This is a genomic window from Streptomyces sp. NPDC037242, from assembly GCF_055604165.1.
In genome coordinates this window covers 118,285-143,945 of record NZ_JBVJUY010000012.1, presented here as the reverse complement: position 1 = coordinate 143,945, position 25,661 = coordinate 118,285, and the positions used below count along the sequence as shown (strand labels likewise).

26 protein-coding genes are annotated in these 25,661 nt (G+C 71.5%); 19 read left to right on the top strand and 7 right to left on the bottom strand.

Annotated features, from left to right (window positions below):
• Positions 1-2: 2 nt before the first annotated feature.
• The 12 genes from ACZ7GJ_RS16830 to ACZ7GJ_RS16775 all read left to right on the top strand — a co-directional run bounded on the left by ACZ7GJ_RS16830 (position 3) and on the right by ACZ7GJ_RS16775 (position 14,899).
• Complete coding sequence (locus ACZ7GJ_RS16830; RefSeq protein WP_470752347.1) at positions 3-1,289, top strand: dihydroorotase; 1,287 nt, start codon at positions 3-5, stop codon at positions 1,287-1,289.
• Positions 1,286-1,867 carry a PH-like domain-containing protein gene (locus tag ACZ7GJ_RS16825; RefSeq protein ID WP_470752345.1) on the top strand — a complete coding sequence of 194 codons (582 nt, stop codon included), beginning with the start codon at positions 1,286-1,288 and terminating at the stop codon, positions 1,865-1,867. Before ACZ7GJ_RS16830 ends, ACZ7GJ_RS16825 begins: the two co-directional genes overlap by 4 nt.
• The gene (gene carA / locus ACZ7GJ_RS16820; protein ID WP_470752343.1) at positions 1,864-3,021 is read left to right on the top strand and encodes a glutamine-hydrolyzing carbamoyl-phosphate synthase small subunit; all 1,158 of its coding nucleotides are present in this window, start codon (positions 1,864-1,866) and stop codon (positions 3,019-3,021) included. Before ACZ7GJ_RS16825 ends, carA begins: the two co-directional genes overlap by 4 nt.
• Positions 3,014-6,322, top strand: coding sequence for a carbamoyl-phosphate synthase large subunit (gene carB / locus ACZ7GJ_RS16815; protein ID WP_470752341.1), 3,309 nt, complete (start codon positions 3,014-3,016; stop codon positions 6,320-6,322). The genes carA and carB overlap by 8 nt, the downstream gene beginning before the upstream one ends.
• A 95-nt stretch (positions 6,323-6,417) precedes the next feature.
• Positions 6,418-7,527, top strand: a complete 1,110-nt coding sequence (locus ACZ7GJ_RS16810) for a quinone-dependent dihydroorotate dehydrogenase (RefSeq protein WP_470752339.1) — start codon at positions 6,418-6,420, stop codon at positions 7,525-7,527.
• Between the two features lie 2 nt (positions 7,528-7,529).
• Positions 7,530-8,372 (top strand): orotidine-5'-phosphate decarboxylase, encoded by an 843-nt coding sequence (gene pyrF, locus ACZ7GJ_RS16805; protein WP_470752337.1) that lies wholly within the window; start codon positions 7,530-7,532, stop codon positions 8,370-8,372.
• 302 nt (positions 8,373-8,674) lie between these two features.
• Entirely contained in the window at positions 8,675-8,998 is a 324-nt protein-coding gene (locus ACZ7GJ_RS16800; protein ID WP_008740406.1) for an integration host factor, read from the top strand.
• Between the two features lie 61 nt (positions 8,999-9,059).
• The gene (gene gmk / locus ACZ7GJ_RS16795) at positions 9,060-9,623 is read left to right on the top strand and encodes a guanylate kinase (protein ID WP_365918302.1); all 564 of its coding nucleotides are present in this window, start codon (positions 9,060-9,062) and stop codon (positions 9,621-9,623) included.
• A 71-nt stretch (positions 9,624-9,694) separates the two neighbouring features.
• The gene (gene rpoZ, locus ACZ7GJ_RS16790) at positions 9,695-9,967 is read left to right on the top strand and encodes a DNA-directed RNA polymerase subunit omega (protein WP_004948662.1); all 273 of its coding nucleotides are present in this window, start codon (positions 9,695-9,697) and stop codon (positions 9,965-9,967) included.
• A gap of 110 nt (positions 9,968-10,077) precedes the next feature.
• The gene (gene coaBC, locus ACZ7GJ_RS16785) at positions 10,078-11,292 is read left to right on the top strand and encodes a bifunctional phosphopantothenoylcysteine decarboxylase/phosphopantothenate--cysteine ligase CoaBC (RefSeq protein WP_470752335.1); all 1,215 of its coding nucleotides are present in this window, start codon (positions 10,078-10,080) and stop codon (positions 11,290-11,292) included.
• Between the two features lie 193 nt (positions 11,293-11,485).
• Entirely contained in the window at positions 11,486-12,694 is a 1,209-nt protein-coding gene (gene metK / locus ACZ7GJ_RS16780) for a methionine adenosyltransferase (RefSeq protein ID WP_470752333.1), read from the top strand.
• A gap of 105 nt (positions 12,695-12,799) precedes the next feature.
• Positions 12,800-14,899, top strand: a complete 2,100-nt coding sequence (locus ACZ7GJ_RS16775) for a primosomal protein N' (protein ID WP_470752331.1) — start codon at positions 12,800-12,802, stop codon at positions 14,897-14,899.
• Positions 14,900-15,106: 207 nt separating this feature from the next.
• On the opposite strand, the gene ACZ7GJ_RS16770 is transcribed toward ACZ7GJ_RS16775, so the two are convergent.
• Positions 15,107-15,637, bottom strand: a complete 531-nt coding sequence (locus ACZ7GJ_RS16770; RefSeq protein ID WP_365918310.1) for a hypothetical protein — start codon at positions 15,635-15,637, stop codon at positions 15,107-15,109.
• A 282-nt stretch (positions 15,638-15,919) separates the two neighbouring features.
• Between ACZ7GJ_RS16770 and fmt the strand changes: the two genes are divergently transcribed.
• Positions 15,920-16,864, top strand: coding sequence for a methionyl-tRNA formyltransferase (gene fmt, locus ACZ7GJ_RS16765; RefSeq protein WP_470752329.1), 945 nt, complete (start codon positions 15,920-15,922; stop codon positions 16,862-16,864).
• Positions 16,865-16,924: 60 nt separating this feature from the next.
• The gene (locus ACZ7GJ_RS16760) at positions 16,925-18,409 is read left to right on the top strand and encodes an RsmB/NOP family class I SAM-dependent RNA methyltransferase (RefSeq protein WP_470752326.1); all 1,485 of its coding nucleotides are present in this window, start codon (positions 16,925-16,927) and stop codon (positions 18,407-18,409) included.
• 27 nt (positions 18,410-18,436) lie between these two features.
• Here the strand turns inward: ACZ7GJ_RS16760 and ACZ7GJ_RS16755 are convergent, their stop codons facing one another.
• Positions 18,437-18,817 (bottom strand): nuclear transport factor 2 family protein, encoded by a 381-nt coding sequence (locus ACZ7GJ_RS16755; RefSeq protein WP_470752324.1) that lies wholly within the window; start codon positions 18,815-18,817, stop codon positions 18,437-18,439.
• 129 nt (positions 18,818-18,946) lie between these two features.
• On the opposite strand from ACZ7GJ_RS16755, the gene rpe reads away from it, so the two are divergent.
• The 5 genes from rpe (at position 18,947) to ACZ7GJ_RS16730 (ending at position 22,050) form a co-directional block, all read left to right on the top strand.
• Positions 18,947-19,633, top strand: coding sequence for a ribulose-phosphate 3-epimerase (rpe, locus tag ACZ7GJ_RS16750; protein WP_470752322.1), 687 nt, complete (start codon positions 18,947-18,949; stop codon positions 19,631-19,633).
• A 124-nt stretch (positions 19,634-19,757) separates the two neighbouring features.
• Positions 19,758-20,771: a sugar-binding transcriptional regulator gene (locus ACZ7GJ_RS16745; RefSeq protein WP_470752490.1), complete on the top strand. Its 1,014-nt coding sequence runs from the start codon at positions 19,758-19,760 to the stop codon at positions 20,769-20,771.
• Positions 20,772-20,898: 127 nt separating this feature from the next.
• Positions 20,899-21,120: a CarD family transcriptional regulator gene (locus ACZ7GJ_RS16740; protein WP_365918320.1), complete on the top strand. Its 222-nt coding sequence runs from the start codon at positions 20,899-20,901 to the stop codon at positions 21,118-21,120.
• 244 nt (positions 21,121-21,364) lie between these two features.
• Positions 21,365-21,640: a guanyl-specific ribonuclease gene (locus tag ACZ7GJ_RS16735; protein WP_470752489.1), complete on the top strand. Its 276-nt coding sequence runs from the start codon at positions 21,365-21,367 to the stop codon at positions 21,638-21,640.
• Positions 21,637-22,050: a barstar family protein gene (locus tag ACZ7GJ_RS16730; protein WP_470752320.1), complete on the top strand. Its 414-nt coding sequence runs from the start codon at positions 21,637-21,639 to the stop codon at positions 22,048-22,050. The genes ACZ7GJ_RS16735 and ACZ7GJ_RS16730 overlap by 4 nt, the downstream gene beginning before the upstream one ends.
• Before the next feature lie 34 nt (positions 22,051-22,084).
• On the opposite strand, the gene ACZ7GJ_RS16725 is transcribed toward ACZ7GJ_RS16730, so the two are convergent.
• The 5 genes from ACZ7GJ_RS16725 to ACZ7GJ_RS16705 all read right to left on the bottom strand — a co-directional run bounded on the left by ACZ7GJ_RS16725 (position 22,085) and on the right by ACZ7GJ_RS16705 (position 25,560).
• Complete coding sequence (locus ACZ7GJ_RS16725) at positions 22,085-22,567, bottom strand: group II truncated hemoglobin (protein WP_470752318.1); 483 nt, start codon at positions 22,565-22,567, stop codon at positions 22,085-22,087.
• Positions 22,564-22,893 (bottom strand): putative quinol monooxygenase, encoded by a 330-nt coding sequence (locus tag ACZ7GJ_RS16720; protein ID WP_470752316.1) that lies wholly within the window; start codon positions 22,891-22,893, stop codon positions 22,564-22,566. Before ACZ7GJ_RS16720 ends, ACZ7GJ_RS16725 begins: the two co-directional genes overlap by 4 nt.
• 82 nt (positions 22,894-22,975) lie before the next feature.
• Positions 22,976-23,503 (bottom strand): hypothetical protein, encoded by a 528-nt coding sequence (locus tag ACZ7GJ_RS16715; RefSeq protein ID WP_470752314.1) that lies wholly within the window; start codon positions 23,501-23,503, stop codon positions 22,976-22,978.
• A gap of 60 nt (positions 23,504-23,563) precedes the next feature.
• On the bottom strand, positions 23,564-25,291 hold the full coding sequence (locus tag ACZ7GJ_RS16710) for an FAD-dependent oxidoreductase (protein ID WP_470752312.1): 1,728 nt from the start codon (positions 25,289-25,291) through the stop codon (positions 23,564-23,566).
• On the bottom strand, positions 25,288-25,560 hold the full coding sequence (locus ACZ7GJ_RS16705; RefSeq protein ID WP_365918335.1) for a UBP-type zinc finger domain-containing protein: 273 nt from the start codon (positions 25,558-25,560) through the stop codon (positions 25,288-25,290). The genes ACZ7GJ_RS16710 and ACZ7GJ_RS16705 overlap by 4 nt, the downstream gene beginning before the upstream one ends.
• Positions 25,561-25,661: the final 101 nt, after the last annotated feature.

The window sequence follows — 25,661 nt, the reverse complement described above, 5'->3', positions numbered from 1 at the left end:
AGATGAGCAAGATCCTTATCCGTGGCGCGAAGGTACTCGGTGGCGACGTCCAGGACGTCCTGATCGACGGCGAGACCATCGCCGCCGTGGGCGCGAACCTGGACGCCGGCGACGCGACCGTCATCGAGGCCGAGGGCCAGGTCCTCCTCCCGGGCCTCGTCGACCTGCACACCCACCTGCGCGAGCCCGGCCGCGAGGACTCCGAGACCGTCCTCACCGGCACCCGCGCCGCCGCCTCCGGCGGCTACACCGCCGTCTTCGCCATGGCGAACACCTTCCCCGTCGCCGACACCGCCGGCGTCGTCGAGCAGGTCTGGCGCCTGGGCAAGGAGTCCGGCTACTGCGACGTGCAGCCGATCGGCGCCGTCACCGTGGGCCTGGAGGGCAAGAAGCTCTCCGAGCTGGGCGCCATGCACGAGTCCGCCGCCCGCGTCACCGTCTTCTCCGACGACGGCAAGTGCGTCGACGACGCGGTGATCATGCGCCGCGCCCTGGAGTACGTGAAGGCCTTCGGCGGCGTCGTCGCCCAGCACGCCCAGGAGCCCCGCCTGACCGAGGGCGCCCAGATGAACGAGGGCATCGTCTCGGCCGAGCTGGGCCTCGGCGGCTGGCCGGCCGTCGCCGAGGAGTCGATCATCGCCCGCGACGTCCTCCTCGCCGAGCACGTCGGCTCCCGCGTGCACATCTGCCACCTGTCCACGGCCGGCTCCGTCGAGATCGTCCGCTGGGCCAAGTCCCGCGGCATCGACGTGACCGCCGAGGTCACCCCGCACCACCTGCTCCTCACCGACGAGCTGGTCCGCTCGTACAACCCGGTCTACAAGGTCAACCCGCCGCTGCGCACCGAGCGCGACGTCATGGCCCTGCGCGAGGCGCTCGCCGACGGCACGATCGACATCGTCGCCACCGACCACGCCCCGCACCCGCACGAGGACAAGGACTGCGAGTGGGCCGCCGCCGCCATGGGCATGGTGGGCCTGGAGACCGCGCTCTCCGTCGTCCAGCAGACGATGGTGGAGACCGGACTGCTCGACTGGGCGGGCGTCGCCGAGCGCATGTCGCACGCTCCGGCGCGCATCGGCAGCCTGGAGAACCACGGCCGGCCCGTCTCGGCAGGTGAACCCGCGAACCTGACCTTGGTCGATACCTCGTACCGTGGACTCGTGGACCCCGCACACTTCGCCTCCCGCAGCCGCAACACGCCTTACGAGGGCCGTGAGCTGCCGGGTCGCGTCACTCACACCTTCCTGCGGGGCCGGGCAACGGTCGTGGACGGGAAGCTGGCGTGACACCTGCAGTAATCCAACTGGCCGCCGAGGCCGCCGAACGACAGTCGGCGGAGGTGACGGACTGGGGCGCCCGCATCGCATGGGTGATCGGTCTGCTCGCCTTCATCGCCTTCGTGTACTGGCTGATGCGGCAGGGCTGGAAATGGCGAGGCACCCTGCAGAGCGATCTGCCGGAGCTGCCCGTCGCCCCCGGCGGTCTCCCCGCGCACCGGCTGGCGCTGACCGGCCGGTACCACGGGTCCACCACCGCCGGGCAGTGGCTCGACCGGATCGTCGCCCACGGTCTGGGCGTCCGCAGCCGGGTCGAGCTCACGCTCACCGACGCGGGCCTCGACGTGGTCCGTCCGGGTGCCACCGACTTCTTCGTACCGGCCGCGCAACTGCGCGGCGCCCGCCTCGACAAGGGAATCGCGGGCAAGGTACTCACCGAGGGCGGTCTGCTCGTCGTCACATGGGCGCACGGCGACAGGCTGATCGACTCCGGATTCCGCTCCGACCGCGCGGCCGAGCACGCCGCATGGGTCGAAGCGCTCAACCTCATGAACTCATCCATCACGACGGAAGGCGCCGAACGATGACGACCTCCACCAGGGGAGCAGCCAAAGCTCCCGCCGTACTCGTCCTGGAGGACGGTCGGATCTTCCGCGGCCGCGCCTACGGCGCTGTGGGGGAGACCTTCGGCGAGGCCGTGTTCTCCACCGGCATGACCGGCTACCAGGAGACCCTCACCGACCCGTCGTACCACCGGCAGGTCGTCGTGATGACCGCCCCGCACGTGGGCAACACCGGCGTCAACGACGAGGACCCCGAGTCCTCCCGCATCTGGGTGGCCGGCTACGTCGTGCGCGACCCCGCCCGCGTCCCGTCCAACTGGCGCTCGCAGCGCTCGCTGGACGAGGAACTGGTCAAGCAGGGCGTCGTCGGCATCTGCGGCATCGACACCCGCGCCCTGACCCGCCACCTGCGCGAGCGCGGCGCCATGCGCGTCGGCATCTTCTCCGGCGAGACCCTCGCCGACGATGCGGCGCTGCTGGCCCGCGTCCTGGAAGCCCCGCAGATGAAGGGCGCCAACCTCTCCGCCGAGGTCGCCACCAAGGAGACGTACATCGTCCCCGCCATCGGTGAGAAGAAGTTCACCGTGGCCGCCGTGGACCTCGGTATCAAGGGCATGACCCCGCACCGGATGGCCGAGCGCGGCATCGAGGTGCACGTGCTCCCCGCCACCGCCACCGTCGAGGACGTCTACGCGGTCAATCCCGACGGCGTGTTCTTCTCCAACGGCCCGGGCGACCCGGCCACCGCCGACGGCCCCGTCGCCGTCATGCAGGGCGTCCTGGAGCGCAAGACCCCGCTCTTCGGCATCTGCTTCGGCAACCAGATCCTGGGCCGTGCGCTGGGCTTCGGCACGTACAAGCTGAAGTACGGCCACCGCGGCATCAACCAGCCGGTCCAGGACCGCACCACCGGCAAGGTCGAGATCACCGCGCACAACCACGGCTTCGCCGTGGACGCGCCCCTCGACAAGGTCTCCGAGACCCCCTACGGCCGCGCCGAGGTCTCCCACGTCTGCCTCAACGACAACGTGGTGGAAGGCCTCCAGCTGCTCGACCAGCCGGCCTTCAGCGTCCAGTACCACCCCGAGGCGGCTGCCGGCCCGCACGACGCCGCGTACCTCTTCGACCGCTTCACGTCTTTGATGGAAACCGCCCTGATGGAGGCCGAGCGTGCCTAAGCGCACCGATATCCAGTCCGTCCTGGTCATCGGCTCCGGCCCGATCGTCATCGGCCAGGCCGCCGAGTTCGACTACTCCGGCACCCAGGCCTGCCGCATCCTCAAGGCCGAGGGCCTGCGGGTCATCCTGGTGAACTCCAACCCCGCGACGATCATGACCGACCCGGAGATCGCCGACGCCACGTACGTCGAGCCGATCACCCCCGAGTTCGTCGAGAAGATCATCGCGAAGGAGCGCCCCGACGCGCTGCTCCCGACCCTCGGCGGCCAGACCGCGCTGAACACCGCCATCTCCATGCACGAGCAGGGTGTGCTGGAGAAGTACGGCGTCGAGCTCATCGGCGCCAACGTCGAGGCCATCAACAAGGGCGAGGACCGCGACCTCTTCAAGGGCGTCGTCGAGGCCGTCAAGGCCAAGATCGGCTACGGCGAGTCCGCCCGCTCGGTCATCTGCCACTCGATGGACGACGTCATCCAGGGCGTCGACACCCTCGGCGGCTACCCCGTCGTCGTGCGCCCCTCCTTCACCATGGGCGGCGCCGGCTCCGGCTTCGCCCACGACGAGGAAGAGCTGCGCCGCATCGCCGGCCAGGGCCTGACGCTCTCCCCGACCACCGAGGTGCTCCTGGAGGAGTCCATCCTCGGCTGGAAGGAGTACGAGCTGGAGCTGATGCGCGACACCAAGGACAACGTGGTCGTCGTCTGCTCCATCGAGAACTTCGACCCGATGGGCGTCCACACCGGTGACTCGATCACCGTCGCCCCGGCGATGACGCTCACCGACCGCGAGTACCAGCGGCTGCGCGACATCGGCATCGCGATCATCCGAGAGGTCGGCGTCGACACCGGCGGCTGCAACATCCAGTTCGCCATCGACCCGGTCGACGGCCGCGTCATCGTCATCGAGATGAACCCCCGCGTCTCGCGCTCCTCGGCGCTCGCGTCGAAGGCCACCGGCTTCCCGATCGCCAAGATCGCCGCCAAGCTGGCCATCGGCTACACGCTCGACGAGGTCCCCAACGACATCACCGAGAAGACCCCGGCCTCCTTCGAGCCGACCCTCGACTACGTCGTCGTCAAGGCCCCGCGCTTCGCCTTCGAGAAGTTCCCGCTCGCCGACTCCACCCTCACCACCACCATGAAGTCGGTGGGCGAGGCCATGGCCATCGGCCGCAACTTCACCGAGGCCCTCCAGAAGGCCCTGCGCTCCCTGGAGAAGAAGGGCTCGCAGTTCACCTTCGTCGGCCCGGTCGGCGACAAGGCCGAGCTCCTCGCCACCGCGGTCCGCCCGACCGACGGCCGCATCAACACCGTCATGCAGGCCATCCGCGCCGGCGCCACCCAGGAAGAGGTCTTCGAGTCCACGAAGATCGACCCCTGGTTCGTCGACCAGCTCTTCCTGATCAAGGAGATCGCCGACGAGTTGGCCGCCGCCGAGAAGCTCCACCCCGAGCTGCTCGCCGAGGCCAAGCGCCACGGCTTCTCCGACGCCCAGATCGCCGAGATCCGCGGCCTGCGCGAGGACGTCGTCCGCGAGGTCCGCCACGCGCTCGGCGTCCGCCCCGTCTACAAGACGGTCGACACCTGCGCCGCCGAGTTCGCCGCGAAGACCCCGTACTTCTACTCCTCGTACGACGAGGAGTCCGAGGTCGCCCCGCGCACCAAGCCCGCGGTCATCATCCTGGGCTCCGGCCCGAACCGCATCGGCCAGGGCATCGAGTTCGACTACTCCTGCGTCCACGCCTCCTTCGCGCTCAGCGACGCCGGCTACGAGACCGTGATGGTCAACTGCAACCCGGAGACCGTCTCCACCGACTACGACACCTCCGACCGCCTGTACTTCGAGCCGCTCACGCTCGAAGACGTGCTGGAGATCGTCCACGCCGAGTCCCTCGCGGGCCCGATCGCCGGTGTCGTCGTCCAGCTCGGCGGCCAGACCCCCCTCGGTCTCGCCCAGGCGCTCAAGGACAACGGCGTCCCCGTCGTCGGCACCTCCCCGGAGGCCATCCACGCCGCCGAGGACCGCGGCGCCTTCGGCCAGGTCCTCGCCGAGGCCGGCCTGCCGGCCCCCAAGCACGGCACGGCCACCACCTTCACCGGCGCCAAGGCCATCGCCGACGAGATCGGCTACCCCGTCCTCGTCCGCCCGTCGTACGTGCTCGGCGGCCGCGGCATGGAGATCGTCTACGACGAGGCCCGCCTCGAGTCGTACATCGCCGAGTCCACCGAGATCTCGCCGACCCGCCCCGTGCTGGTCGACCGCTTCCTCGACGACGCGATCGAGATCGACGTCGACGCCCTCTACGACGGCACCGAGCTCTACCTCGGCGGCGTCATGGAGCACATCGAGGAAGCCGGCATCCACTCCGGCGACTCGGCCTGCGCCCTGCCCCCGATCACCCTCGGCGGCTACGACATCAAGCGCCTGCGCGCCTCCACCGAGGCCATCGCCAAGGGCGTCGGCGTCCGCGGCCTGATCAACATCCAGTTCGCGATGGCGGGTGACATCCTCTACGTCCTGGAGGCCAACCCGCGCGCCTCCCGGACGGTCCCCTTCACCTCGAAGGCGACCGCCGTCCCGCTCGCGAAGGCCGCCGCCCGCATCTCGCTCGGCACCACCATCGCCGAGCTGCGCGCCGAGGGCATGCTGCCCAAGACCGGCGACGGCGGCACCCTGCCGCTCGACGCGCCGATCTCCGTCAAGGAGGCCGTCATGCCGTGGTCGCGCTTCCGCGACATCCACGGCCGCGGCGTCGACACCGTCCTCGGCCCGGAGATGCGCTCCACCGGCGAGGTCATGGGCATCGACTCCGTCTTCGGCACGGCGTACGCGAAGTCGCAGGCCGGCGCCTACGGCCCGCTGCCCACCAAGGGCCGCGCCTTCATCTCCGTCGCCAACCGCGACAAGCGCTCGATGATCTTCCCGGCGCGCGAGCTCGTCGCCCACGGCTTCGAGCTGCTCGCGACCTCCGGCACCGCCGAGGTGCTGCGCCGCAACGGCATCAACGCCACCGTGGTGCGCAAGCTCAGCGAGGGCGAGGGCCCGGACGGCGAGAAGACCATCGTCCAGCTGATCCACGACGGCCAGGTCGACCTGATCGTCAACACCCCGTACGGCACCGGTGGCCGCCTCGACGGCTACGAGATCCGCACGGCGGCCGTGGCGCGCAGCGTCCCGTGCCTGACGACGGTCCAGGCGCTCGCCGCGGCCGTCCAGGGCATCGACGCGCTCAACCGCGGCGATGTCGGTGTCCGCTCGCTCCAGGAGCACGCGGAGCACCTGACGGCGGCCCGCGACTAGCAGCCCGTACAGCCCGGACACGGGGAGGGGGACACCGGATTCGCTGATGCGACGGGTGTCCCCCTCTTCATGAGCGCACGAGGATTCGACTGACGATGTACAAACTCTTCTTCAACCTGGTCTTCAAGCGGATGGACCCGGAGCAGGCCCACTACATGGCCTTCCGCTGGATCCGCCTCGCGGCCCGCACGCCCGTGCTGCGCACCTTCGTGGCGGCGGCCCTGGCCCCGCGCCACGCGTCCCTGCGCACCGAGGCGCTCGGCCTGCGGATGCACGGCCCCTTCGGCCTCGCGGCCGGCTTCGACAAGAACGCCGTCGCCATCGACGGCATGTCGATGCTCGGCTTCGACCACATCGAGATCGGCACGGTCACCGCCCAGGCGCAGCCGGGCAACCCGAAGAAGCGCCTCTTCCGGCTGGTGCCGGACCGCGCGCTGATCAACCGCATGGGCTTCAACAACGAGGGCTCGGCGGCCGTCGCCGAGCGCCTGGCCACCCGTACGCCGGTCTTCAAGACCGTCGTCGGCGTCAACATCGGCAAGACGAAGGTCGTCCCGGAGGAGGAAGCCGCCGCGGACTACGTCGCCTCGACCGAGCGCCTCGCCCGCCACGCCGACTACCTCGTCGTGAACGTTTCCTCCCCGAACACCCCCGGCCTGCGCAACCTCCAGGCCACCGAGTCCCTGCGCCCGCTGCTGACGGCCGTACGCGAGGCCGCGGACCGCGTGGTCACCGACCGCCGGGTGCCGCTGCTGGTCAAGATCGCGCCGGACCTCGCCGACGAGGACGTGGACGCGGTCGCCGACCTCGCGCTGGAGCTGGGCCTGGACGGCATCATCGCCACGAACACGACGATCGCGCGCGAGGGCCTGGGCCTGCGCTCCGAGCCGTCCCTGGTCAAGGAGACGGGCGGCCTGTCCGGCGCCCCGGTCAAGGAGCGCTCGCTGGAGGTCCTCAGGCGCCTCTACGGCCGCGTGGGGGACCGGCTGGTACTGGTGGGCGTCGGCGGCATCGAGAACGCCGAGGACGCCTGGCAGCGGATCCTGGCCGGCGCGACCCTGATCCAGGGCTACAGCGCCTTCATCTACGAGGGCCCGTGCTACGCCCGCGCCATCCACAAGGGGCTGGCCGCACGGCTGGCCGCCAGCCCGTACGAGACGCTCGCCGACGCGGTGGGCGCCGAGACCCGAAAGGCCGCGCAGTGACCGTGAGCGCCGTGACCCCCTTCGGCACCCGCCTCCGCGAGGCGATGGACACCCGAGGCCCGCTGTGCGTGGGCATCGACCCGCACGCCGCCCTGCTGGCCTCCTGGGGCCTGGACGACGACATCGCGGGCCTGGAGCGCTTCTCCCGCACCGTCGTGGAGGCACTGGCGGACTCGGTGGCGGTCTTCAAGCCGCAGGCCGCCTTCTTCGAGCGGTTCGGGTCCAAGGGCGTCGCGGTCCTGGAGCAGACCGTCGCGGACGCGCGGGCCGCGGGGGCGCTGGTCGTGATGGACGCCAAGCGGGGTGACATCGGCTCGACGATGGCCGCGTACGCCGCCGCCTTCCTGGACCCGTCCTCGCCGCTGTTCTCGGACGCGCTGACGGTGTCCCCGTACCTGGGCTACGGCTCGCTGAAGCCGGCCGTGGACCTGGCGCGCGAGTCGGGGGCGGGGCTGTTCGTACTGGCCCTCACCTCCAACCCGGAGGGCGCGGAGGTCCAGCGGGCGGTGCGGGCCGACGGAGCTTCGATCGGCGCGACGATGCTGGCCCACCTGGCGGCGGAGAACGCCGGTGCCTCCCCGATGGGCTCCTTCGGGGCCGTGGTGGGCGCCACGCTCGGCGATCTGTCCTCCTTCGACCTGGACATCAACGGGCCGCTGCTGGCCCCGGGGATCGGCGCGCAGGGCGCGACGGCGGCCGACCTCCCGGCGGTCTTCGGCGCGGCCGTGCGCAACGTCGTGCCCAACGTGTCGCGGGGCGTCCTGAAGCACGGCCCGGACGCGGCCGCGCTGCGCGCCTCGGCGAAGCAGTTCGCGGACGAGATCCGCGCGGCCGTCGCGGCCTAGCCGCGCGGTTTCGGGTCTTTCCGGGAAGCCGTCGGACGGGCTCGTCGCATCACCTGACGAAATTCGAACGTCTTTCCTCGGACAAATCCAGGGTGGTTTGTCCGTGATGTACGGTTCAGTGGAGGCTGACCAGGACTTTTCGTCCGTTCTCGCTGACTGGAGCGGTCATGGCCGCTAGTCTCCGACCAGAGCGAACGAACAACGATCGAGCACAACCGTTGTTCGGGCACTCGCCTGGTGTGGTGCCTTCGGGCTCCCCACTGGTCCGTATCCGACAGTTCGACATCCGAGGTGACGTAGGCGTGGCTCTTCCGCCCCTTACCCCTGAACAGCGCGCAGCCGCGCTCGAAAAGGCCGCCGCGGCTCGCCGGGAGCGGGCCGAGGTGAAGAATCGACTCAAGCATTCCGGCGCCTCGCTCCAAGAGGTCATCAAGACGGGCCAGGAGAACGACGTCATCGGAAAGATGAAGGTCTCCGCCCTGCTGGAGTCCCTGCCTGGCGTGGGCAAGGTGCGCGCCAAGCAGATCATGGAGCGCCTCGGCATCTCCGAGTCTCGGCGTGTTCGAGGTCTCGGCTCCAACCAGATCGCCTCTCTGGAGCGTGAGTTCGGCACTCCTGCCGGCTGACGCGCCACCTGAAGGGCTCCCGGCGTTCTCAGGCAGTCCCGAGAAGCTGGATAATCGCTCTATGGCAGCAGAGGTTCGTCCGCGGCTGACCGTGCTCTCCGGCCCTTCGGGGGTCGGCAAGAGCACGGTCGTCGCGCATATGCGCAAGGTTCACCCCGAGGTCTGGCTCTCGGTGTCGGCCACCACCCGCAAGCCGCGGCCCGGTGAGCGACACGGAGTCCAGTACTTCTTCGTCAACGACGACGAGTTCGACAAGCTGATCGCCAATGGCGAGCTGCTGGAGTGGGCCGAGTTCGCGGGCAACCGCTACGGCACACCGCGCGGCGCAGTGCTGGAACGCCTGGAGAACGGCGAACCGGTACTGCTGGAGATCGACCTCCAGGGCGCCCGACTCGTCCGCGAGTCGATGCCCGAGGCACAGCTGGTCTTCCTGGCCCCACCGAGCTGGGACGAGCTGGTCCGCCGGCTCACCGGCCGGGGCACCGAATCGGCGGAGGTGATCGCGCGTCGGCTCGACACCGCCAAGATCGAACTCGCTGCCGAGTCCGAGTTCGACACCACCCTTGTCAACACCTCCGTCGAGGACGTGGCCCGCGAGCTGCTAGCCTTGATGGAAGTTGTCTGATCGTTGATCGATTTTTGAATCGGTCGATTCCAGGGCGGCCCAATCTTTCACCCATCTTCGGAAGGTAGAGCGTGTCCTCTTCCATCACTGCGCCCGAGGGCATCATCAACCCGCCGATCGACGAGCTGCTCGAGGCAACTGACTCGAAGTACAGCCTCGTGATCTACGCGGCCAAGCGCGCGCGTCAGATCAACGCGTACTACTCGCAGCTCGGTGAGGGCCTGCTCGAGTACGTCGGCCCGCTGGTGGACACCCACGTCCACGAGAAGCCGCTTTCGATCGCGCTGCGCGAGATCAACGCGGGTCTGCTGACCTCCGAGGCCATCGAGGCCCCGGCCCAGTAAGGCACGAGAATTCCTTTCACCACAGGCCCGGCAGAGCATCTGCCGGGCCTGTGGTGTGTCATAGGCCCCATAGGTGTCACAGTGAGATGGATCCTGAAGGGGAGTGCCTGGTGGGTAAGCCGAAGGTCGTGCTGGGAGTCAGCGGCGGGATCGCCGCTTACAAGGCGTGCGAGCTGCTGCGCCGGCTGACCGAGTCCGGTCACGAGGTCAGGGTGGTGCCCACGGCGGCGTCCCTGAACTTCGTCGGAGAGGCCACCTGGGCCGCCCTCTCCGGGAACCCGGCCTCCACCGAGGTCTGGGAGACCGTCCACGAGGTGCCGCACGTGCGCATCGGCCAGGGCGCCGACCTCGTCGTCGTCGCCCCGGCCACCGCCGACATGCTCGCCAAGGCCGCCCACGGCCTCGCCGACGACCTCCTGACCAACACGCTGCTCACCGCGCGCTGTCCCGTGGTCTTCGCGCCCGCCATGCACACCGAGATGTGGGAGCACCCCGCCACCCAGGAGAACGTGGCCACGCTGCGCCGCCGCGGAGCCGTCGTCATCGAGCCCGCCGTCGGCCGGCTCACCGGCAAGGACACCGGCAAGGGGCGGCTGCCCGACCCCGAGGAGATCTTCGAGGTGTGCCGCGGGGTCCTGGCGCGCGGGGCGGCCGAGCCCGACCTCGCCGGGCGCCACGTGGTGATCAGCGCGGGCGGGACGCGCGAACCCCTCGACCCGGTCCGCTTCCTCGGCAACCGCTCCTCCGGCAAGCAGGGCTACGCGCTCGCCCGCACCGCCGTCGCGCGCGGCGCCCGGGTCACGCTCGTCGCGGCCAACACCGCGCTCGCCGACCCGGCCGGGGCGGACGTCGTACGGGTCGGTACGGCCGTCCAGCTGCGGGAGGCCGTGCTCAAGGCGGCCGCGGACGCCGACGCCGTCGTGATGGCCGCGGCCGTGGCCGACTTCCGGCCGGCCGAATACGCCGACGGAAAGATCAAGAAGAAGGACGGGCAGGACCCCGCGCCTGTCGCGCTCGTACGCAACCCCGACGTGCTCGCCGAAATCTCCGCCGACCGGGCCCGCGAGGGCCAGATCGTGGTCGGCTTCGCCGCCGAGACGGACGACGTGCTCGCCAATGGGCGCGCAAAACTCCTGCGCAAGGGATGTGACCTTCTCGTCGTCAATGAGGTCGGTGAATCCAAGACCTTCGGTTCCGAGGAGAACGAGGCGGTCATCCTCGCCTCCGACGGGGCCGAGACTGCGGTTCCCTATGGTCCGAAGGAAGCTTTGGCCCAGGTGATTTGGGACCAGGTCGCGGACAGGCTCACATTCCGACGCGCCTGAGTGGCACCCTTTCCGCGGACAAATCCTTGCGCAAGAATGGAGTGCCGCAGGTCACACGGCTCCCAAAGGGCGAGACGGGTGGTCCGGCGTACGGTGGCGACCGATAAACTGCATCCGGAACGTGATCGGGCGCAGCTCCCGATGAAGTTCCGCCAATGATCAGCCAGCAGCCGCTGCAACCCCAGGGAGCGTTGTGTCCCGTCGCCTTTTCACCTCGGAGTCCGTCACCGAGGGTCACCCCGACAAGATCGCTGACCAGATCAGCGACACGATCCTCGATGCGCTCCTCGCCGAGGACCCGACCTCGCGCGTCGCCGTGGAGACCCTCATCACCACCGGTCTCGTCCACATCGCGGGCGAGGTGACGACCAAGGCCTACGCGCCGATCGCCCAGCTCGTCCGAGACAAGATCCTCGAGATCGGCTACGACTCCTCGAAGAAGGGCTTCGACGGCGCCTCCTGCGGCGTCTCGGTGTCCATCGGCGCGCAGTCCCCCGACATCGCCCAGGGTGTCGACACCGCGTACGAGAAGCGCGTCGAGGGCGACGAGGACGAGCTCGACAAGCAGGGCGCCGGCGACCAGGGCCTGATGTTCGGCTACGCCTGCGACGAGACCCCCGAGCTCATGCCGCTCCCGATCCACATCGCGCACCGCCTCTCGAAGCGGCTGTCCGAGGTCCGCAAGAACGGGACCATCCCGTACCTGCGTCCCGACGGCAAGACCCAGGTCACCATCGAGTACGACGGTGACAAGGCCGTCCGCCTGGACACCGTCGTCGTGTCCTCGCAGCACGCCGCGGACATCGACCTGGACTCGCTGCTCGCACCCGACATCCGCGAGTTCGTCGTCGAGCACGTGCTGGCCCAGCTCATCGAGGACGGCATCAAGCTCGACACCGAGGGCTACCGCCTGCTGGTCAACCCGACCGGCCGCTTCGAGATCGGCGGCCCGATGGGCGACGCCGGCCTCACCGGCCGCAAGATCATCATCGACACCTACGGCGGCATGGCCCGCCACGGTGGCGGCGCCTTCTCCGGCAAGGACCCGTCCAAGGTCGACCGCTCCGCCGCGTACGCGATGCGCTGGGTCGCCAAGAACGTCGTCGCCGCCGGGCTCGCCTCGCGCTGCGAGGTCCAGGTCGCGTACGCCATCGGCAAGGCCGAGCCGGTCGGTCTCTTCGTCGAGACCTTCGGCACCGCCAAGGTCGACGTCCAGAAGATCGAGGAAGCCATCGCCCAGGTCTTCGACCTGCGCCCGGCCGCGATCATCCGCGACCTCGACCTGCTGCGCCCGATCTACGCCCAGACCGCCGCCTACGGCCACTTCGGCCGTGAGCTGCCGGACTTCACCTGGGAGCGCACCGACCGCGTCGACGCCCTGCGCGCCGCCGCCGGTCTGTAGGCGCAGCAGCCAGAAGCGCTGAGAAGTACCGAACGGCCCCGGACCTTCTGGTCCGGGGCCGTTCGCACGCCCTCGCTGTCAGCGGGGTTTGGTAAGAATGCTGGTGTGAGCAGCGCGAACGATTCCCCGCCGGAGCAGCTGGCGCTGATCCGGGAGATGGTCGCCGAGGCGAAGGCCAAGGCGCCCAAGGCCAAGCCCCGCACCTGGCGCGGGGCCGCCGTCGCCGAGGAACTTCCCGTTGCCCGCGTCCTCGTGAACAAGGGCGTGCTCCACCTCGACCGGCTCTTCGACTACGCCGTTCCCGCCGAGCTCTCCGAGTCCGCCCAGCCCGGCGTCCGCGTCCGGGTCCGCTTCGGCGCCGGCTCCCACCGGGTGCACGGCGGCCGCCGCGAGGGAGGCGGGCTCATCGACGGCTTCATCGTCGAGCGGCGCGCCGAGTCCGACTACAACGGAGCCCTCGCCGCCCTCGCCCAGGTCGTCTCGCCCGAGGTCGTGCTCGGCCCCCGCATGCTGGCCCTGGCCCGGGCCGTCGCCGACCGGTACGCCGGCAGCCTGGCCGACGTGCTCCAGCTCGCCCTGCCCGCGCGCAGCGCCCGCGCCGAGGCCAAACCCTCGCCCGAGCCGCTGCCGCCGCCCGCCGCCCCCGAGCCCGGCGGCTGGGAGCGCTACGGCGCCGGTCCTGGCTTCCTGCGCGCCCTGGCCACCGGCGGGACGCCCCGCGCCGTGTGGACCGCCCTGCCCGGCCCCGGCTGGGCCGACGAGCTGGCCCGCGCCATGGCCGCCACCCTCGCCTCCGGTCGCGGCGCCCTGGCCGTCGTACCCGACGGGCGCGCCGCCGGCCGCGTCGACGCCGCGCTCACCGCCCTGCTCGGTGAGGGGCGGCACGCGCTGCTCACCGCGGAGTCGGGTCCCGAGAAGCGCTACCGCCAGTGGCTCGCCGTCAGCCGGGGCTCGGTGCGCGCCGTCGTCGGCACCCGGGCCGCGATGTTCGCACCCGTACGCGATCTCGGGCTGGTCGCCGTCTGGGACGACGGGGACTCCAGCCACAGCGACGACCGGGCCCCTTTCCCGCACGTCCGGGAGGTGCTGGAACTGCGCGCGGTCAGCGACGGCTGCGGCTTCCTCGCGGGCAGTACGAGCTGCACCGTCGAGGCCGCCCAGCTCGTGGAGTCCGGCTGGGCGCGCCCGCTGGTGGCGAGCCGCGAGACGGTGCGGGCGTACGCCCCGCGGATCCGTACGGTCGGCGATGAGCTGCTGGCCCGCGACGGCGCCGCCCGGGCCGCCCGGCTGCCGAGCCTGGCGTGGGAGACCGTACGGGAGGGGCTGAAGACCGGGCCCGTACTGGTCCAGGTGCCCCGGCGCGGCTATGTGCCGCGGCTCGCCTGCGAGCGGTGCCGGACGCCCGCGCGCTGCACGGTCTGCGCGGGGCCGCTGGAGGCCCCCGACGAGCGGGACCTGCACTGCGGATGGTGCGGGCGGGGCGAGCCGGCGTGGCACTGCGAGGAGTGCGGGTCGTTCCGGCTGCGGGCCCAGGTGGTCGGGGCCCGGCGGACCGCCGAGGAGCTGGGGCGGGCCTTCCCGGCCGTGCCCGTACGGACCTCCGGGCGCGACCACGTGCTGGACGAGGTGCCGGACCGGCCCGCGCTGGTGGTGTCCACCCCCGGCGCCGAGCCGGTCGCGGCGGGTGCCGGGTATGCGGCGGCGCTGCTGCTGGACGGCTGGGCGATGCTGACCCGGCCGGACCTGCGGGCCGGGGAGGACGCGCTGCGGAGGTGGATCTCCGCGGCTTCGCTGGTACGGGGGGACGGGCAGGTCGTCGTGGTCGCCGAGCCGACGCTGCGGCCGGTGCAGGCGCTGGTGCGGTGGGACCCCGTCGGGCATGCGGTGCGGGAGCTCGCGGAGCGGGCCCAGCTCGGCTTCCCGCCGGTGTCCCGGATGGCGGCGGTGGCCGGCCGCGGGGAGGCGGTGGAGGCATTCCTGGCCGACGCCGGGCTCCCCGCCGATGCGGAGGTCCTGGGCCCGGTGCCGATACCCGGGCGGCGCGGTGAGCCTTCGGCGGGGGAGCGGGCGCTGGTCCGGGTCCCGCCGGGCAGCGGCGCCGCGTTGGCCGCGGCCCTGAAGTCGGCCCAGGCGGCCCGGCTGGCGCGGGGGGTTCCGGCGGCGGAAGCCGTCCGCGTCCGCATCGACCCCCCGGACATCGGCTGACGCCCCGCCGGGCCCTGCCCGGACCCGGTCCTCAAGCGCCGGACGGGCCGGATTTGCCGCGCGGGGGCTGGATTTGCCCGACCGGGGGTGGGATCTGCCGCGCGGGGGCGGGTACGTCGGCGCCCCCGGTGGGGCGGCCTTGGGGGCGCTCCGCCGGGGGCGGTGGGGCGGGGCCGTCGGGGGTCGGCGTCCCGGCGGCGGGGTGGGTCAGCCGTTGCGGGGGCCCGGGAAGGCCGAGGAGCGGGACGCGCCCGCGGCCGCGGGCTGGGATTCCTCGCGCATCGGCTGCGGCGGGACCGAGCGGGCCGCCGGGACCGTGGGCAGGGGGCCCAGCGGCCGGGTCGTCGTACCCTCGGCAAGCTGCTCGCGCTCGGCGGACTCGGCGCTCTGCGCGCGCCGTGCACCGTAGCGCCGGTGCACGGCCTGCTTGGTGACCCCGAGCGCCGAGCCGACCGCGTCCCACGAGAAGCCGAGCGAGCGGTCGAAGTCCACCGCGGCGGTGACCAGCGTCTCGACGCTGTCCCGCAGCTCCTGCGCGAGGCGGACGGTGGGCGCGGGCGCCCGGCCGTAGACGACGAAGCCCGTGGAGGGACCTGAGCGGCGCGGGCGGTACACGTTGCCGAGCTGGGCGGTGAGCGTACGCAGAGCATCCACCTGTCGGCGGACCCGCTCGATGTCCCGCACCAGGAGGTGCAGGCTGGCCCGTGCTTGGGCGTCGTGGGTGGCGTGGTCGGCCATGAAGAAGCCTCTCGAACCGGTGCTGAAGAGCGGATCGGGCCGCAGACACCGTTCAAACGCGGCCCGTTTCGGTCAATCTCTCTTGACCAACGCGCCACCCGGCGCCCAGGTCACGCTATGGGGGCGTGTCGGCATATGCGAGAGGCGCGCGTGTGTGCGTACGCCCCCTCGCGGCCCGGTCGGCGCCCGGCCGCGGACGCGGCATGACCGCAGGTGGGCCGCCCACCTGACAGCCCATAGACTGGTGCGCTGCTGACAGCCGAGATAGCGAGGTAGACACCGGTGAAGCTCGTCTTCGCAGGCACCCCCGAGGTCGCCGTACCCGCCCTGGACGCCCTGATCGCCTCCGGGCGCCACGAGGTCGCCGCCGTCGTCACCCGTCCGGACGCACCGGCCGGCCGCGGCCGCCGCCTCGTCGCCAGCCCCGTCGCCGAGCGCGCCGAGGAGGCCGGGATCGAGGTACTCAAGCCCGTCCGCCCGCGCGACCCCGACTTCCAGGCCCGGCTGCGCGAGATCGCTCCCGACTGCTGCCCCGTCGTCGCGTACGGGGCGCTGATCCCCAAGAGCGCCATCGACATCCCCCGCCACGGGTGGGTCAACCTGCACTTCTCGCTGCTGCCCGCGTGGCGCGGGGCCGCGCCCGTACAGCACTCGATCATGGCGGGCGACCAGGTCACCGGCGCGTCCACCTTCCAGATCGAGGAGGGCCTCGACTCCGGACCGGTCTACGGGATCCTGACCGAGGAGGTCAGGCCCACGGACACCAGCGGCGACCTGCTGACCCGGCTCGCCTTCGCCGGCTCCGGTCTGCTGACCGCGACCATGGACGGCATCGAGGACGGCACCCTGCACGCCGTCCCGCAGCCCGCCGAGGGGCTCTCGCTCGCGCCGAAGATCACCGTCGAGGACGCCCGGATCGACTGGAACGCCCCGGCGATGCGCGCGGACCGCGTGGTGCGCGGCTGCACGCCCGCGCCCGGCGCCTGGACGGTCTTCCGCGGCGAGCGGCTCAAGCTGATCTCGCTGGCCCTGGTGACCGACCGCACGGACCTGGCGCCCGGCGTGCTCGCCCCCGCCAAGAACAACCTCTACGTCGGCACCGGATCGCACGCCGTGGAGCTGCTCTGGGTGCAGCCGCAGGGCAAGAAGCCGATGAAGGGCGCCGACTGGGCCCGCGGGGTGCGCATCGCGCCCGGCGAGCGGCTCGGCGGGGCCGACGTAGGCTGAACCGAGCCGTACCTTCCGTTTTCACCACTGAGCACCTCGTAACCCCGGAGCACCTTTCACGTGAGCGAACAGCCTCGTCAGCCCCGTCGCCGACCCGCCGCCGGCGGGGGCGGCAAGCCGTCCGGCAAGCAGGCCAAGCCGTACCGGCGCCCGCAGAAGGACCCCGTCCGGATGCTGGCCTTCGAGGCGCTGCGGGCGGTGGGCGAGCGCGACGCGTACGCGAACCTCGTGCTGCCGCCGCTGCTGCGCAAGGCCCGCCAGGACGAGAACTTCCAGGCGCGGGACGCGGCGCTGGCCACCGAGCTGGTGTACGGGACGCTACGCCGCCAGGGGACGTACGACGCGGTCATCAAGGCCTGCATCGACCGGCCGCTGCGCGAGGTCGACCCGCCGGTGCTGGACGTGCTCTCGCTCGGCGCGCACCAGCTGCTGGGCACCCGGATCCCCACCCACGCGGCGGTCTCCGCGAGCGTGGAGCTGGCCCGCGTGGTGCTCGGCGACGGACGCGCCAAGTTCGTGAACGCCGTCCTGCGCAAGATCGCCGCGCACGACCTGGACGGGTGGCTGGAGCGGGTGGCCCCGCCCTACGAGGACGACGCCGAGGAACACCTCGCGATCTACCACTCCCACCCCCGCTGGGTGGTCAGCGCCCTGTGGGACTCCCTCGGCGGCGGGCGCGCCGGCATCGAGGACCTGCTGGAGGCCGACAACGAGCGGCCCGAGGTCACGCTGGTGGCGCGGCCGGGCCGGTCCACCGCGCAGGAGCTGCTCGAAGCCGTGGGCGAGGACTCGGCGCTGCCGGGCCGCTGGTCCCCGTACGCCGTCCGGATGTCCGAGGGCGGCGAGCCGGGCGCGCTGGAGGCCGTGCGCGAAGGCCGCGCCGGCGTCCAGGACGAGGGCAGCCAGCTCGTGGCGATGGCCCTGGCGGCGGTACCGGTCGAGGGCCGCGACGGACGCTGGCTCGACGGGTGCGCGGGCCCGGGCGGCAAGGCGGCGCTGCTCGCGGCGCTGGCCGCGCAGCGCGGGGCGTTCCTGCTGGCCTCCGAGAAGCAGCCGCACCGGGCGCGCCTCGTCGAGCGGGCGCTCGCCGGCAACCCGGGGCCCTACCAGGTCATCACCGCCGACGGCACCCGCCCGCCGTGGCTGCCGGGCTCCTTCGACCGGGTGCTGATGGACGTCCCGTGCTCCGGCCTGGGCGCGCTGCGCCGTCGGCCCGAGGCGCGCTGGCGCCGCCGCCCGGAGGACCTGGAGGGCTTCGCGCCGCTCCAGCGGGCGCTGCTGCGGGAGGCCCTGTCGGCGGTCCGGGTGGGCGGTGTCGTGGGCTACGCGACGTGTTCGCCGCACCTGGCGGAGACCCGTGTGGTGGTGGACGACGTCCTCAAGGGCCGCGGCGCGGGCGCGTCCGCGGTCTCCGCGGAGCTGATCGACGCCCGTCCGTACATGAGCGGCGTACCGGCCCTGGGCGACGGCCCGGACGTCCAGCTGTGGCCGCACTTGCACGGTACGGACGCGATGTACCTGGCGCTGATCCGCCGCACGGGGTAACGCCCGGGGCCGGTGCGCGGTCCCCGCTCAGAACATGGTGTTGCCGTTCTCGGAGGCGGGCGGGACGACCTGGAGGACGTCCCAGTGTTCGACGATCTTCCCGCCCGCGTCGAATCGGAAGATGTCGATGCCCGCGTACTCCTCGTCGGGCCAGACCTGGCGGCAGTGCAGTACGACGTGGTCGGCCTCGGCGAAGGCGCGCCGGTACTCGACGCGCTTGCCGGGGTACTCGGCGGCCATGCGCTCGAAGTAGTCGATGAACGCCTGCTTGCCGTCGCCGACGTGCGGGTTGTGCTGGATGTAGGTGTCGCCGACGTACTGGGCGACGGCTTCGGCGGGGCGGCACTGATTGAACATCAGGTCGTAGAACGCCTTGGCCGTGGCCTTGTTCCGCTCCGGGTCGCTCATGGAGCCACCGTAGGTCCGCCGGCCCGCCCCCGCAGGGGGGAACGGGGCCGGCGGGGGCCCGGAAGTCGCCAGGACGGCGACTTCCGGGGTCGTGGCCGGAACCCGCCGACGGCATGGCACGCTTGGGGCATGGCCGTTCAGATCAATCCCAGCATCCTGTCCGCCGACTTCGCCCGACTCGCCGAGGAGGCGAAGGCCGTCGAGGGGGCCGACTGGCTGCATGTCGACGTCATGGACAACCATTTCGTCCCGAATCTCACCCTCGGCGTGCCGATCGTCGAGTCGCTGAGCCGTGCGACGGACATTCCGCTGGATCTGCACCTGATGATCGCGGACCCCGACCGGTGGGCTCCCCAGTACGTCGAGGCCGGTGCGGGCTCCGTCACCTTCCACGCCGAAGCCGCGGCCGCGCCCGTGCGCCTCGCGCGGGAGATCCGGGCCAAGGGGGCCAGGGCGTCCATGGCGCTCAAGCCCGCCACCCCCATCGAGCAGTACGAGGACATCCTCCCCGAGCTCGACATGGTGCTGATCATGACGGTCGAGCCCGGCTTCGGCGGCCAGCCCTTTCTCGACATCATGCTGCCCAAGATCCGCCGCACCCGTGAGCTGATCGCCAAGCACGGCCTGGAGGTGTGGCTCCAGGTCGACGGCGGGGTCTCGGCCTCGACCATCGAACGCTGTGCCGAGGCCGGTGCCGACGTGTTCGTCGCCGGCAGCGCGGTCTACGGAGCGGTCGACCCGTCGGCAGCCGTGCGTACGCTCCGCGAGCAGGCGGGCGCGGCCATCGCCGCGGCACCCTGGGCTTGCGACCACTGAACCAAGGGTTGGTGAACAGCTCGGTGAACGGAAGCTGTCCAGGCTGATCAACAGTCGTTGGATCTGACAGGATGAACGGCGAGTCGAGAGTGTGAACAGCAGTGAGGAGAACGCGGTGTCTGCAATGTCGGCGGGACGGTCAGCCCTGCGGATGGGACCCGCGGAGCTGGTGCAGGCGGCGGCCATGGCGCGCCGCTTCTACCTGGAGGGGAAGTCCAAGATCCAGATCGCCGAGGAGTTCGGCGTGAGCCGCTTCAAGGTGGCCCGGGTCCTGGAGACCGCTCTTGAGCGCGACCTCGTACGGATCGAGATCCGGGTGCCGGCCGATCTGGACGCGGAGCGCTCCGACGCGCTCCGCGCCCGGTACGGGCTGCGGCACGCGGTGGTGGTCGAGTCCCCGGCCGACGCCACCGAGGACGCGCCGGACCCGGAGAACCTGGGCGCGGTCGCCGCCGATCTCCTCGGCGAGCTGGTCAACGAGGGCGACGTGCTCGGGCTGGCGTGGGGCCGGTCGACCATCCACATGGCCGCCTCACTGCACCGGCTGCCCCCCTGCACCGTCGTCCAGCTGACCGGGGTGTACGACGCGGGCACCGCCGAGCGCGGGTCCGTGGAGGCCGTACGCAGGGCCGCCCAGGTCTCGGGCGGCGACGCGCACCCGATCTACGCGCCGATGCTGCTGCCCGACCCGGCCACCGCGGCCGCGCTGCGCAGCCAGACGGGGATCGCGCGGGCCTTCGAGTACTTCGACAAGGTCACGGTCGCGGCGGTGTCGATCGGCTCCTGGGAGCCGGGCATCTCCACCGTCCACGACATGCTGACCGACGAGGAGCGGGCGCACTACGCCTCGCTCGGTGTCGCGGCGGAGATGTCCGCCCACCTGTTCGACTCGGAGGGTCGTCGGGTGGGCCGGGACCTCGGTGAGCGGTGCATCACCGTGGAGGCGGACCGGCTGCGGCGCATCCCCGAGGTGGTGGCCATCGCCGGCGGGCTGCGCAAGGCGTCGGCGATCGGGGCCGTGCTGCGGTCGGGGCTGGTCACCAGCCTCGTCACCGACACGGCCGTCGCGGACTACCTGCTGACGGAATCGGCTCCCGGGCTGCGTCCGGCTCTGGAGCGCGCTGATCCCGACGAGTGATTGTTCGGATTGTTCGGACGAATGGCGCCCAAACACGGCTCCGCGGTGTTCGCTGATGCGGATGGTGCCGTAATTGAGATCCGAACGGCGGACCGTGCGGGGGCCTCTGGGGCGCATACTGGTTCCAATGACAAAGTCAGCAGTACCTCGCCGCCATTTGCCGTCCAGCCCGTTCAAGGCTCCCGTGGAACCGCCGGTACGGCAGTTCAGCGTGGGTGACCGGGTTACCCACGACGAACACGGTCTCGGCCGTGTCGTCGGTATCGAGGAGGGGATCGCTGTCCTCGTTGACTTCGGTTCGGTCCAAAAACGCGTCCTGAGTCCCTACACCAAGATGGCCGCGCTCTGAGGCTTCGGCCGGTGCGGGCATTACGCGATTCGCGAGCGAATCGGATATTTGGCACGATCGGTGCATGATCTTTCGGAACGTGCCCCGATCGTTGCTGCGCTTGCTGGGGGCCGTGTTCCTCTGCGCGGTGCTGGTCGGTGCGGTGGGATGCGGCGGGAAGAATCCCGCGCCCGCCGCCAGTGCCGCCTCCGCGGGCGCCGTCGCGCCCTCCTCGTCGGCGCCGACGCCCGGCTGGGCGAAGGGCATGGCGACCGTACGGGCTGCCGCGCTGCCGCAGCAGGCCCAGGACGTCCTTGTGCTGATCGACAAGGGCGGGCCGTACGCGTACCGGCAGGACGGCACGGTCTTCGGGAACTTCGAGAAGGTCCTGCCCAAGCAGAAGCGCGGCTACTACCACGAGTTCACGGTGAAGACGCCGGGGGAGCGGGACCGCGGGGCACGGCGGATCGTGACCGGTGAGGGTGGGGAGTTCTACTACACGGACGACCACTACAAGACCTTCAAGGCGGTTCTCCGATGACGCTGGACCCGCAGCCGCTGGCCCCTGCCCTCGCCGCCGCCGAGGAGGCGGGCTGGACCACGCTGCGCCTGGACCTGGACGGCGTACGGAGCAAGGCCGCGCTGATGCGGCGGTGCGGGGACGCGCTCCGGGTGCCGGAGTACTTCGGGGGGAACTGGGACGCGCTGGCCGACGTGCTGCGCGACCTGTCCTGGCTGCCGCGGTCGCCGGGGCGGCTCCTGGTCGTGACGTCCTGGCGGGCCTTCGCCGAGGCGCGGCCGGACGACTGGGACACCCTGCGGGAGGTGCTGGAGGAGGCCGTGGACTTCTGGCGCGAGGACGACGGGGCCGGTCTGACCGTGCTGCTGGCCGAAGCGCCGCAGGCACCGCCGGCGCCGAAGGCGCGCCGCAGGCCGGCCGCCGGGCGCTGAAGGTGGGGCAGAGGCGGACCTCTGCCCCACGGAGTCAGCCCTTTGGGATCCAGGGCGGGGTCTGGCCCCAGGACCACACGGGGATGTCCGCCGCGTCGACCGAGGGCGGGTTGGGGCCCGAGTAGATCAGGGCCATGCGGGTGCCCCACTCGATGTAGTACGCGAACACCGCGCGGAACTCCGGGTCGGTCGGGAGGCCGACCTCGTCGGCCGTGTCCATCAGCAGGTCCACCCAGCGGCGGCGCTGTGTTTCGGTGATGCCGCGGCCCAGGTGCTTGGTGGCCATGTGCTGGTGGCCGCCGTGCCCGGCCGTGTACTGCTTCGGGCCGCCGAAGACCTCCGCCAGCCAGACCGCGACGTGCTGGGGGTGCTCCGAGTCCATGCCAGCGAAGACCGGGGCCAGGATCTCGTCCCGCAGGGCGTGGGCGTAGAAGGCCTCCGTGAGGCGGTCCATCGCCTCGGCCCCGCCCATCCACTCGTAGATGGTCGGAGTGGTGCCGGGTGTGGTGCTGCTCATGACGGGTCGGCGGCCTTTCCCGGACCGGCCACCGCGGTGACGAGGTAGTGCTGCATCTCCTCGATGGCCGTCACGTACGGGCGGATCGCGCTGAAGAACGCCGGGAAGTGCTCGCCCTTGCGGAATCCATTGAGGTGGGCGTCGACGGAGGTCCAGCGGATGCGCAGGATGTAGCGCTCCTTCTCCTCCTCGCAGCGGGCCAGCTCGTAGTCGATGCACTCGGGTGAGGCGGCCAGGGCCTCGGCCGCCTTGCGGTACGACTCCTCGAAGGCGGACTGGTCGTCCAATGCGATCCGGTAGCGGATGTATTCGACGGTCGTGGTCATGGTGCGTGCCTCTCCCTGGGAGCGGGTACGGGTCGCCGCCAACCCTTTCGGGATCATGCGCGGGTGTGGGGCGCTTTCCTCCTTATGCCGCAGACTTCCTGGAGTCTGTGACATCGGGGCCCTGCGCGACATCGGGGCCCTGCGCGCGGACCTGCTGCACCTTGGCCAGGGAGTCCCGCAGCTCCGTGAGCCACTCGTCCGTGTTGTTCCCCACGAGGCGGACGCACCAGGCCAGCGCGTCGGCGCGGCTGCGCGCCACGCCCCCGGCGACCAGGGTGTCGAGGACCTGGCGCTCGGGCTGGCGCAGGCGGGTCATCACCGGCACCGCGAGGTGGGTGAAGACGGTCCGCTCCTCGCCCGACTGCACGGCCCAGGCGACCTTGCGGCGGTAGAGGCCCTCCGCCTCCCGCGCGACCTCGATGCGCTGTTCCCGGGTGCGCTCGCGGAACTCCTTGACCGACTCGGTCGCCGGGACGGTGCCGACGACCGTGATCTCCTCGCGGTCGACGGCGACCTCGGTCAGGGACTCGTAGACGTCCACCGGCAGGCGGTCCGCGAACCACTTGCGAAGCTGTTCGCCCTGCTGCTCGTTCAGCTCGGATGTAATCATGTAATCAACGTTGCATCTGCTGCGGGCTTGATCGCAAGCGGTTCGCGTCCGCGTTCGCCCTCAGCCCATCGAGCGGTAGCGGTGGATCAGCGACACCGCCATCGCGCCCTCGCCCACGCCCGACGCGACCCGCTTGACCGAGTGGGCGCGGACGTCGCCCGCCGCGAAGACGCCGGGGACGCTGGTCTCCAGGGGGTAGGGGGCCCGTTCCAGGCTCCATTCCGCCGGGAGCTCGCCGCCGTTGGAGATCAGGTCGGAGCCGGTGAGCACGAATCCGTACTGGTCGCGCTCCACGACGCCCGACAGCCACTCGGTGTGCGGGCGGGCGCCGATGAAGGTGAACATGAAGCGCGCCGGGATCTCCTTGTCCAGGCCCGTCCGCGAGTCGTGCAGCGTGATGCGCTCCAGGTGTTCGTCCCCGTCCAGGGCGACCACCGTCGTGTGGACCCGTACCTCGATGTTGGGGGTGCGCTCGATCTCGTCGATCAGGTAGCGGGACATGCTGGCGTCCAGGGACTGCGCGCGGACCAGGATCGTGACCCGGGCCGCGTACTTGGCGAAGTGCACCGCCGCCTGGCCGGCCGAGTTGGCGCCGCCCACGATGAACACGTGCTGCGAGATGCACGCCGAGCTCTCCGTGGTGGCCGCCCCGTAGTACAGGCCGGCGCCCTCGAAGCGGTCCGCGCCCGGGGCCTGGAGGCGGTTGTACGAGACGCCCGTGGCCAGGAGCACCGTCTCGGCGCTGATCTCCGTGCCGTCCGCCAGCGTCAGGATCTTCGCCGGGTCGTCGCGGGTCAGCGAGACGACCTCCACCGGGTGCAGGATCTCGGCGCCGAACCGGGAGGCCTGGATGGTGGCGCGCCGGGTCAGGTCCCCGCCGGAGAGGCCCGAGGGGAAGCCGAGGTAGTTCTCGATCAGGCTGGACGTGCCCGCCTGGCCGCCCGGGGCGCGGGAGTCCAGCATGAGGGTGGACAGGCCCTCGGAGGCCGAGTAGACGCCCGCGGCCAGACCCGCGGGGCCCGCGCCGACGATGACGCACTCGTAGTGCGGGCGCGAGGCGGTGGTGGCCAGCCCCAGGCGCTGGGCGAGCTCGGTGTCGGTGGGCGCCGAGAGCACCGAACCGTCCGGGAAGCGCACCAGCGGCAGCGCCGCGTCGGCCCGGGCGGCGGCGATCACGGTCAGCGCCTCGGGGTCCCGCTCGACGTTCAGGAAGCGGAACGGCTGGCCGTTGCGGGTGAAGAAGTCCCGGACGGCGTGGGTGCCGGGGGAGACCAGGTGGCCCGCGACGATGATCCCGTCGTACGCCGGCCGGTAGGTGGCGAGCCAGTCGGAGAGCAGGTCGTCGAGTACGGGGAAGAGCCGCTCGTGCGGCGGGTCCCACGGCTTGAGCAGGTAGTAGTCCAGCCGCACGCGGTTGATGGCGGTGATCGCCGCGTCCGTCTCCGCGTACGCCGTCAGCAGCACGCGGCGGGCGTCCGGGAAGCGGCTGACGGCTTCGAGGAGGAACTCGACCCCGGTGACGTCGGGCATCCGCTGGTCCACGAGGAACAGGGCCGGGTCGTGGCCGCGTTCGTCGAGGGAGTCCAGGATCTTCAGGGCGTCGGCGGCCGAGGAGGCGCCGAGCACCCGGTAGCGGTCGCCGTAGGCGCTGCGCAGGTCCCGGCGGACGGCGCGCAGCACCTGGGGGTCGTCGTCCACGGCCAGGATGACGGGCTTCCTGCTCTCCGCGTGCCCGGTCGCGGCCGCCGGGGCGCCCGTCCGGGGCGCGCTCTCCGGGGCGGCGCTCATGCCGGGTCCAGCATCAGCTTGTCGGCGTAGCACCAGGCCCATTCCTCACCGGGCTCGTGCGAGGCGGCGATGGGGTGCTCCGTGGTGCCGTAGTGCCGGGTGGCGTGGCGGTTCTTCGAGGAGTCGCAGCATCCGACGTGCCCGCAGCTCAGGCACATCCGCAGGTGTACCCAGCTGTCGCCGGAGGCGAGGCACTCCTCGCAGCCCTCGGTACCGGGCTTCACCGGACGTATCTGATCGGTGTGTCGGCACAACAGGTCCATCGTCATAGTCCCCGTCCCTCTCCTCGTGCTCGTTCACCAACACAGCCCTCGCGCCCGTGATTCACGGCGCGTCCAGACCATAAAACGGGCCCTCGGTAATGGTTCAG

Excerpts from the sequence above, each read along its gene's own strand:
- ACZ7GJ_RS16830 (WP_470752347.1), top strand. The coding sequence starts at position 3 with ATGAGCAAGATCCTTATCCGTGGCGCGAAGGTACTCGGTGGCGACGTC.
- carA (WP_470752343.1), top strand. The coding sequence starts at position 1,864 with ATGACGACCTCCACCAGGGGAGCAGCCAAAGCTCCCGCCGTACTCGTC.
- ACZ7GJ_RS16810 (WP_470752339.1), top strand. The coding sequence starts at position 6,418 with ATGTACAAACTCTTCTTCAACCTGGTCTTCAAGCGGATGGACCCGGAG.
- gmk (WP_365918302.1), top strand. The coding sequence starts at position 9,060 with ATGGCAGCAGAGGTTCGTCCGCGGCTGACCGTGCTCTCCGGCCCTTCG.
- ACZ7GJ_RS16770 (WP_365918310.1), bottom strand. The coding sequence starts at position 15,637 with ATGGCCGACCACGCCACCCACGACGCCCAAGCACGGGCCAGCCTGCAC.
- ACZ7GJ_RS16755 (WP_470752324.1), bottom strand. The coding sequence starts at position 18,817 with ATGAGCGACCCGGAGCGGAACAAGGCCACGGCCAAGGCGTTCTACGAC.
- rpe (WP_470752322.1), top strand. The coding sequence starts at position 18,947 with ATGGCCGTTCAGATCAATCCCAGCATCCTGTCCGCCGACTTCGCCCGA.
- ACZ7GJ_RS16745 (WP_470752490.1), top strand. The coding sequence starts at position 19,758 with ATGTCGGCGGGACGGTCAGCCCTGCGGATGGGACCCGCGGAGCTGGTG.
- ACZ7GJ_RS16740 (WP_365918320.1), top strand. The coding sequence starts at position 20,899 with ATGACAAAGTCAGCAGTACCTCGCCGCCATTTGCCGTCCAGCCCGTTC.
- ACZ7GJ_RS16735 (WP_470752489.1), top strand. The coding sequence starts at position 21,365 with ATGGCGACCGTACGGGCTGCCGCGCTGCCGCAGCAGGCCCAGGACGTC.
- ACZ7GJ_RS16730 (WP_470752320.1), top strand. The coding sequence starts at position 21,637 with ATGACGCTGGACCCGCAGCCGCTGGCCCCTGCCCTCGCCGCCGCCGAG.
- ACZ7GJ_RS16725 (WP_470752318.1), bottom strand. The coding sequence starts at position 22,567 with ATGAGCAGCACCACACCCGGCACCACTCCGACCATCTACGAGTGGATG.
- ACZ7GJ_RS16720 (WP_470752316.1), bottom strand. The coding sequence starts at position 22,893 with ATGACCACGACCGTCGAATACATCCGCTACCGGATCGCATTGGACGAC.
- ACZ7GJ_RS16715 (WP_470752314.1), bottom strand. The coding sequence starts at position 23,503 with ATGATTACATCCGAGCTGAACGAGCAGCAGGGCGAACAGCTTCGCAAG.
- ACZ7GJ_RS16710 (WP_470752312.1), bottom strand. The coding sequence starts at position 25,291 with ATGAGCGCCGCCCCGGAGAGCGCGCCCCGGACGGGCGCCCCGGCGGCC.
- ACZ7GJ_RS16705 (WP_365918335.1), bottom strand. The coding sequence starts at position 25,560 with ATGACGATGGACCTGTTGTGCCGACACACCGATCAGATACGTCCGGTG.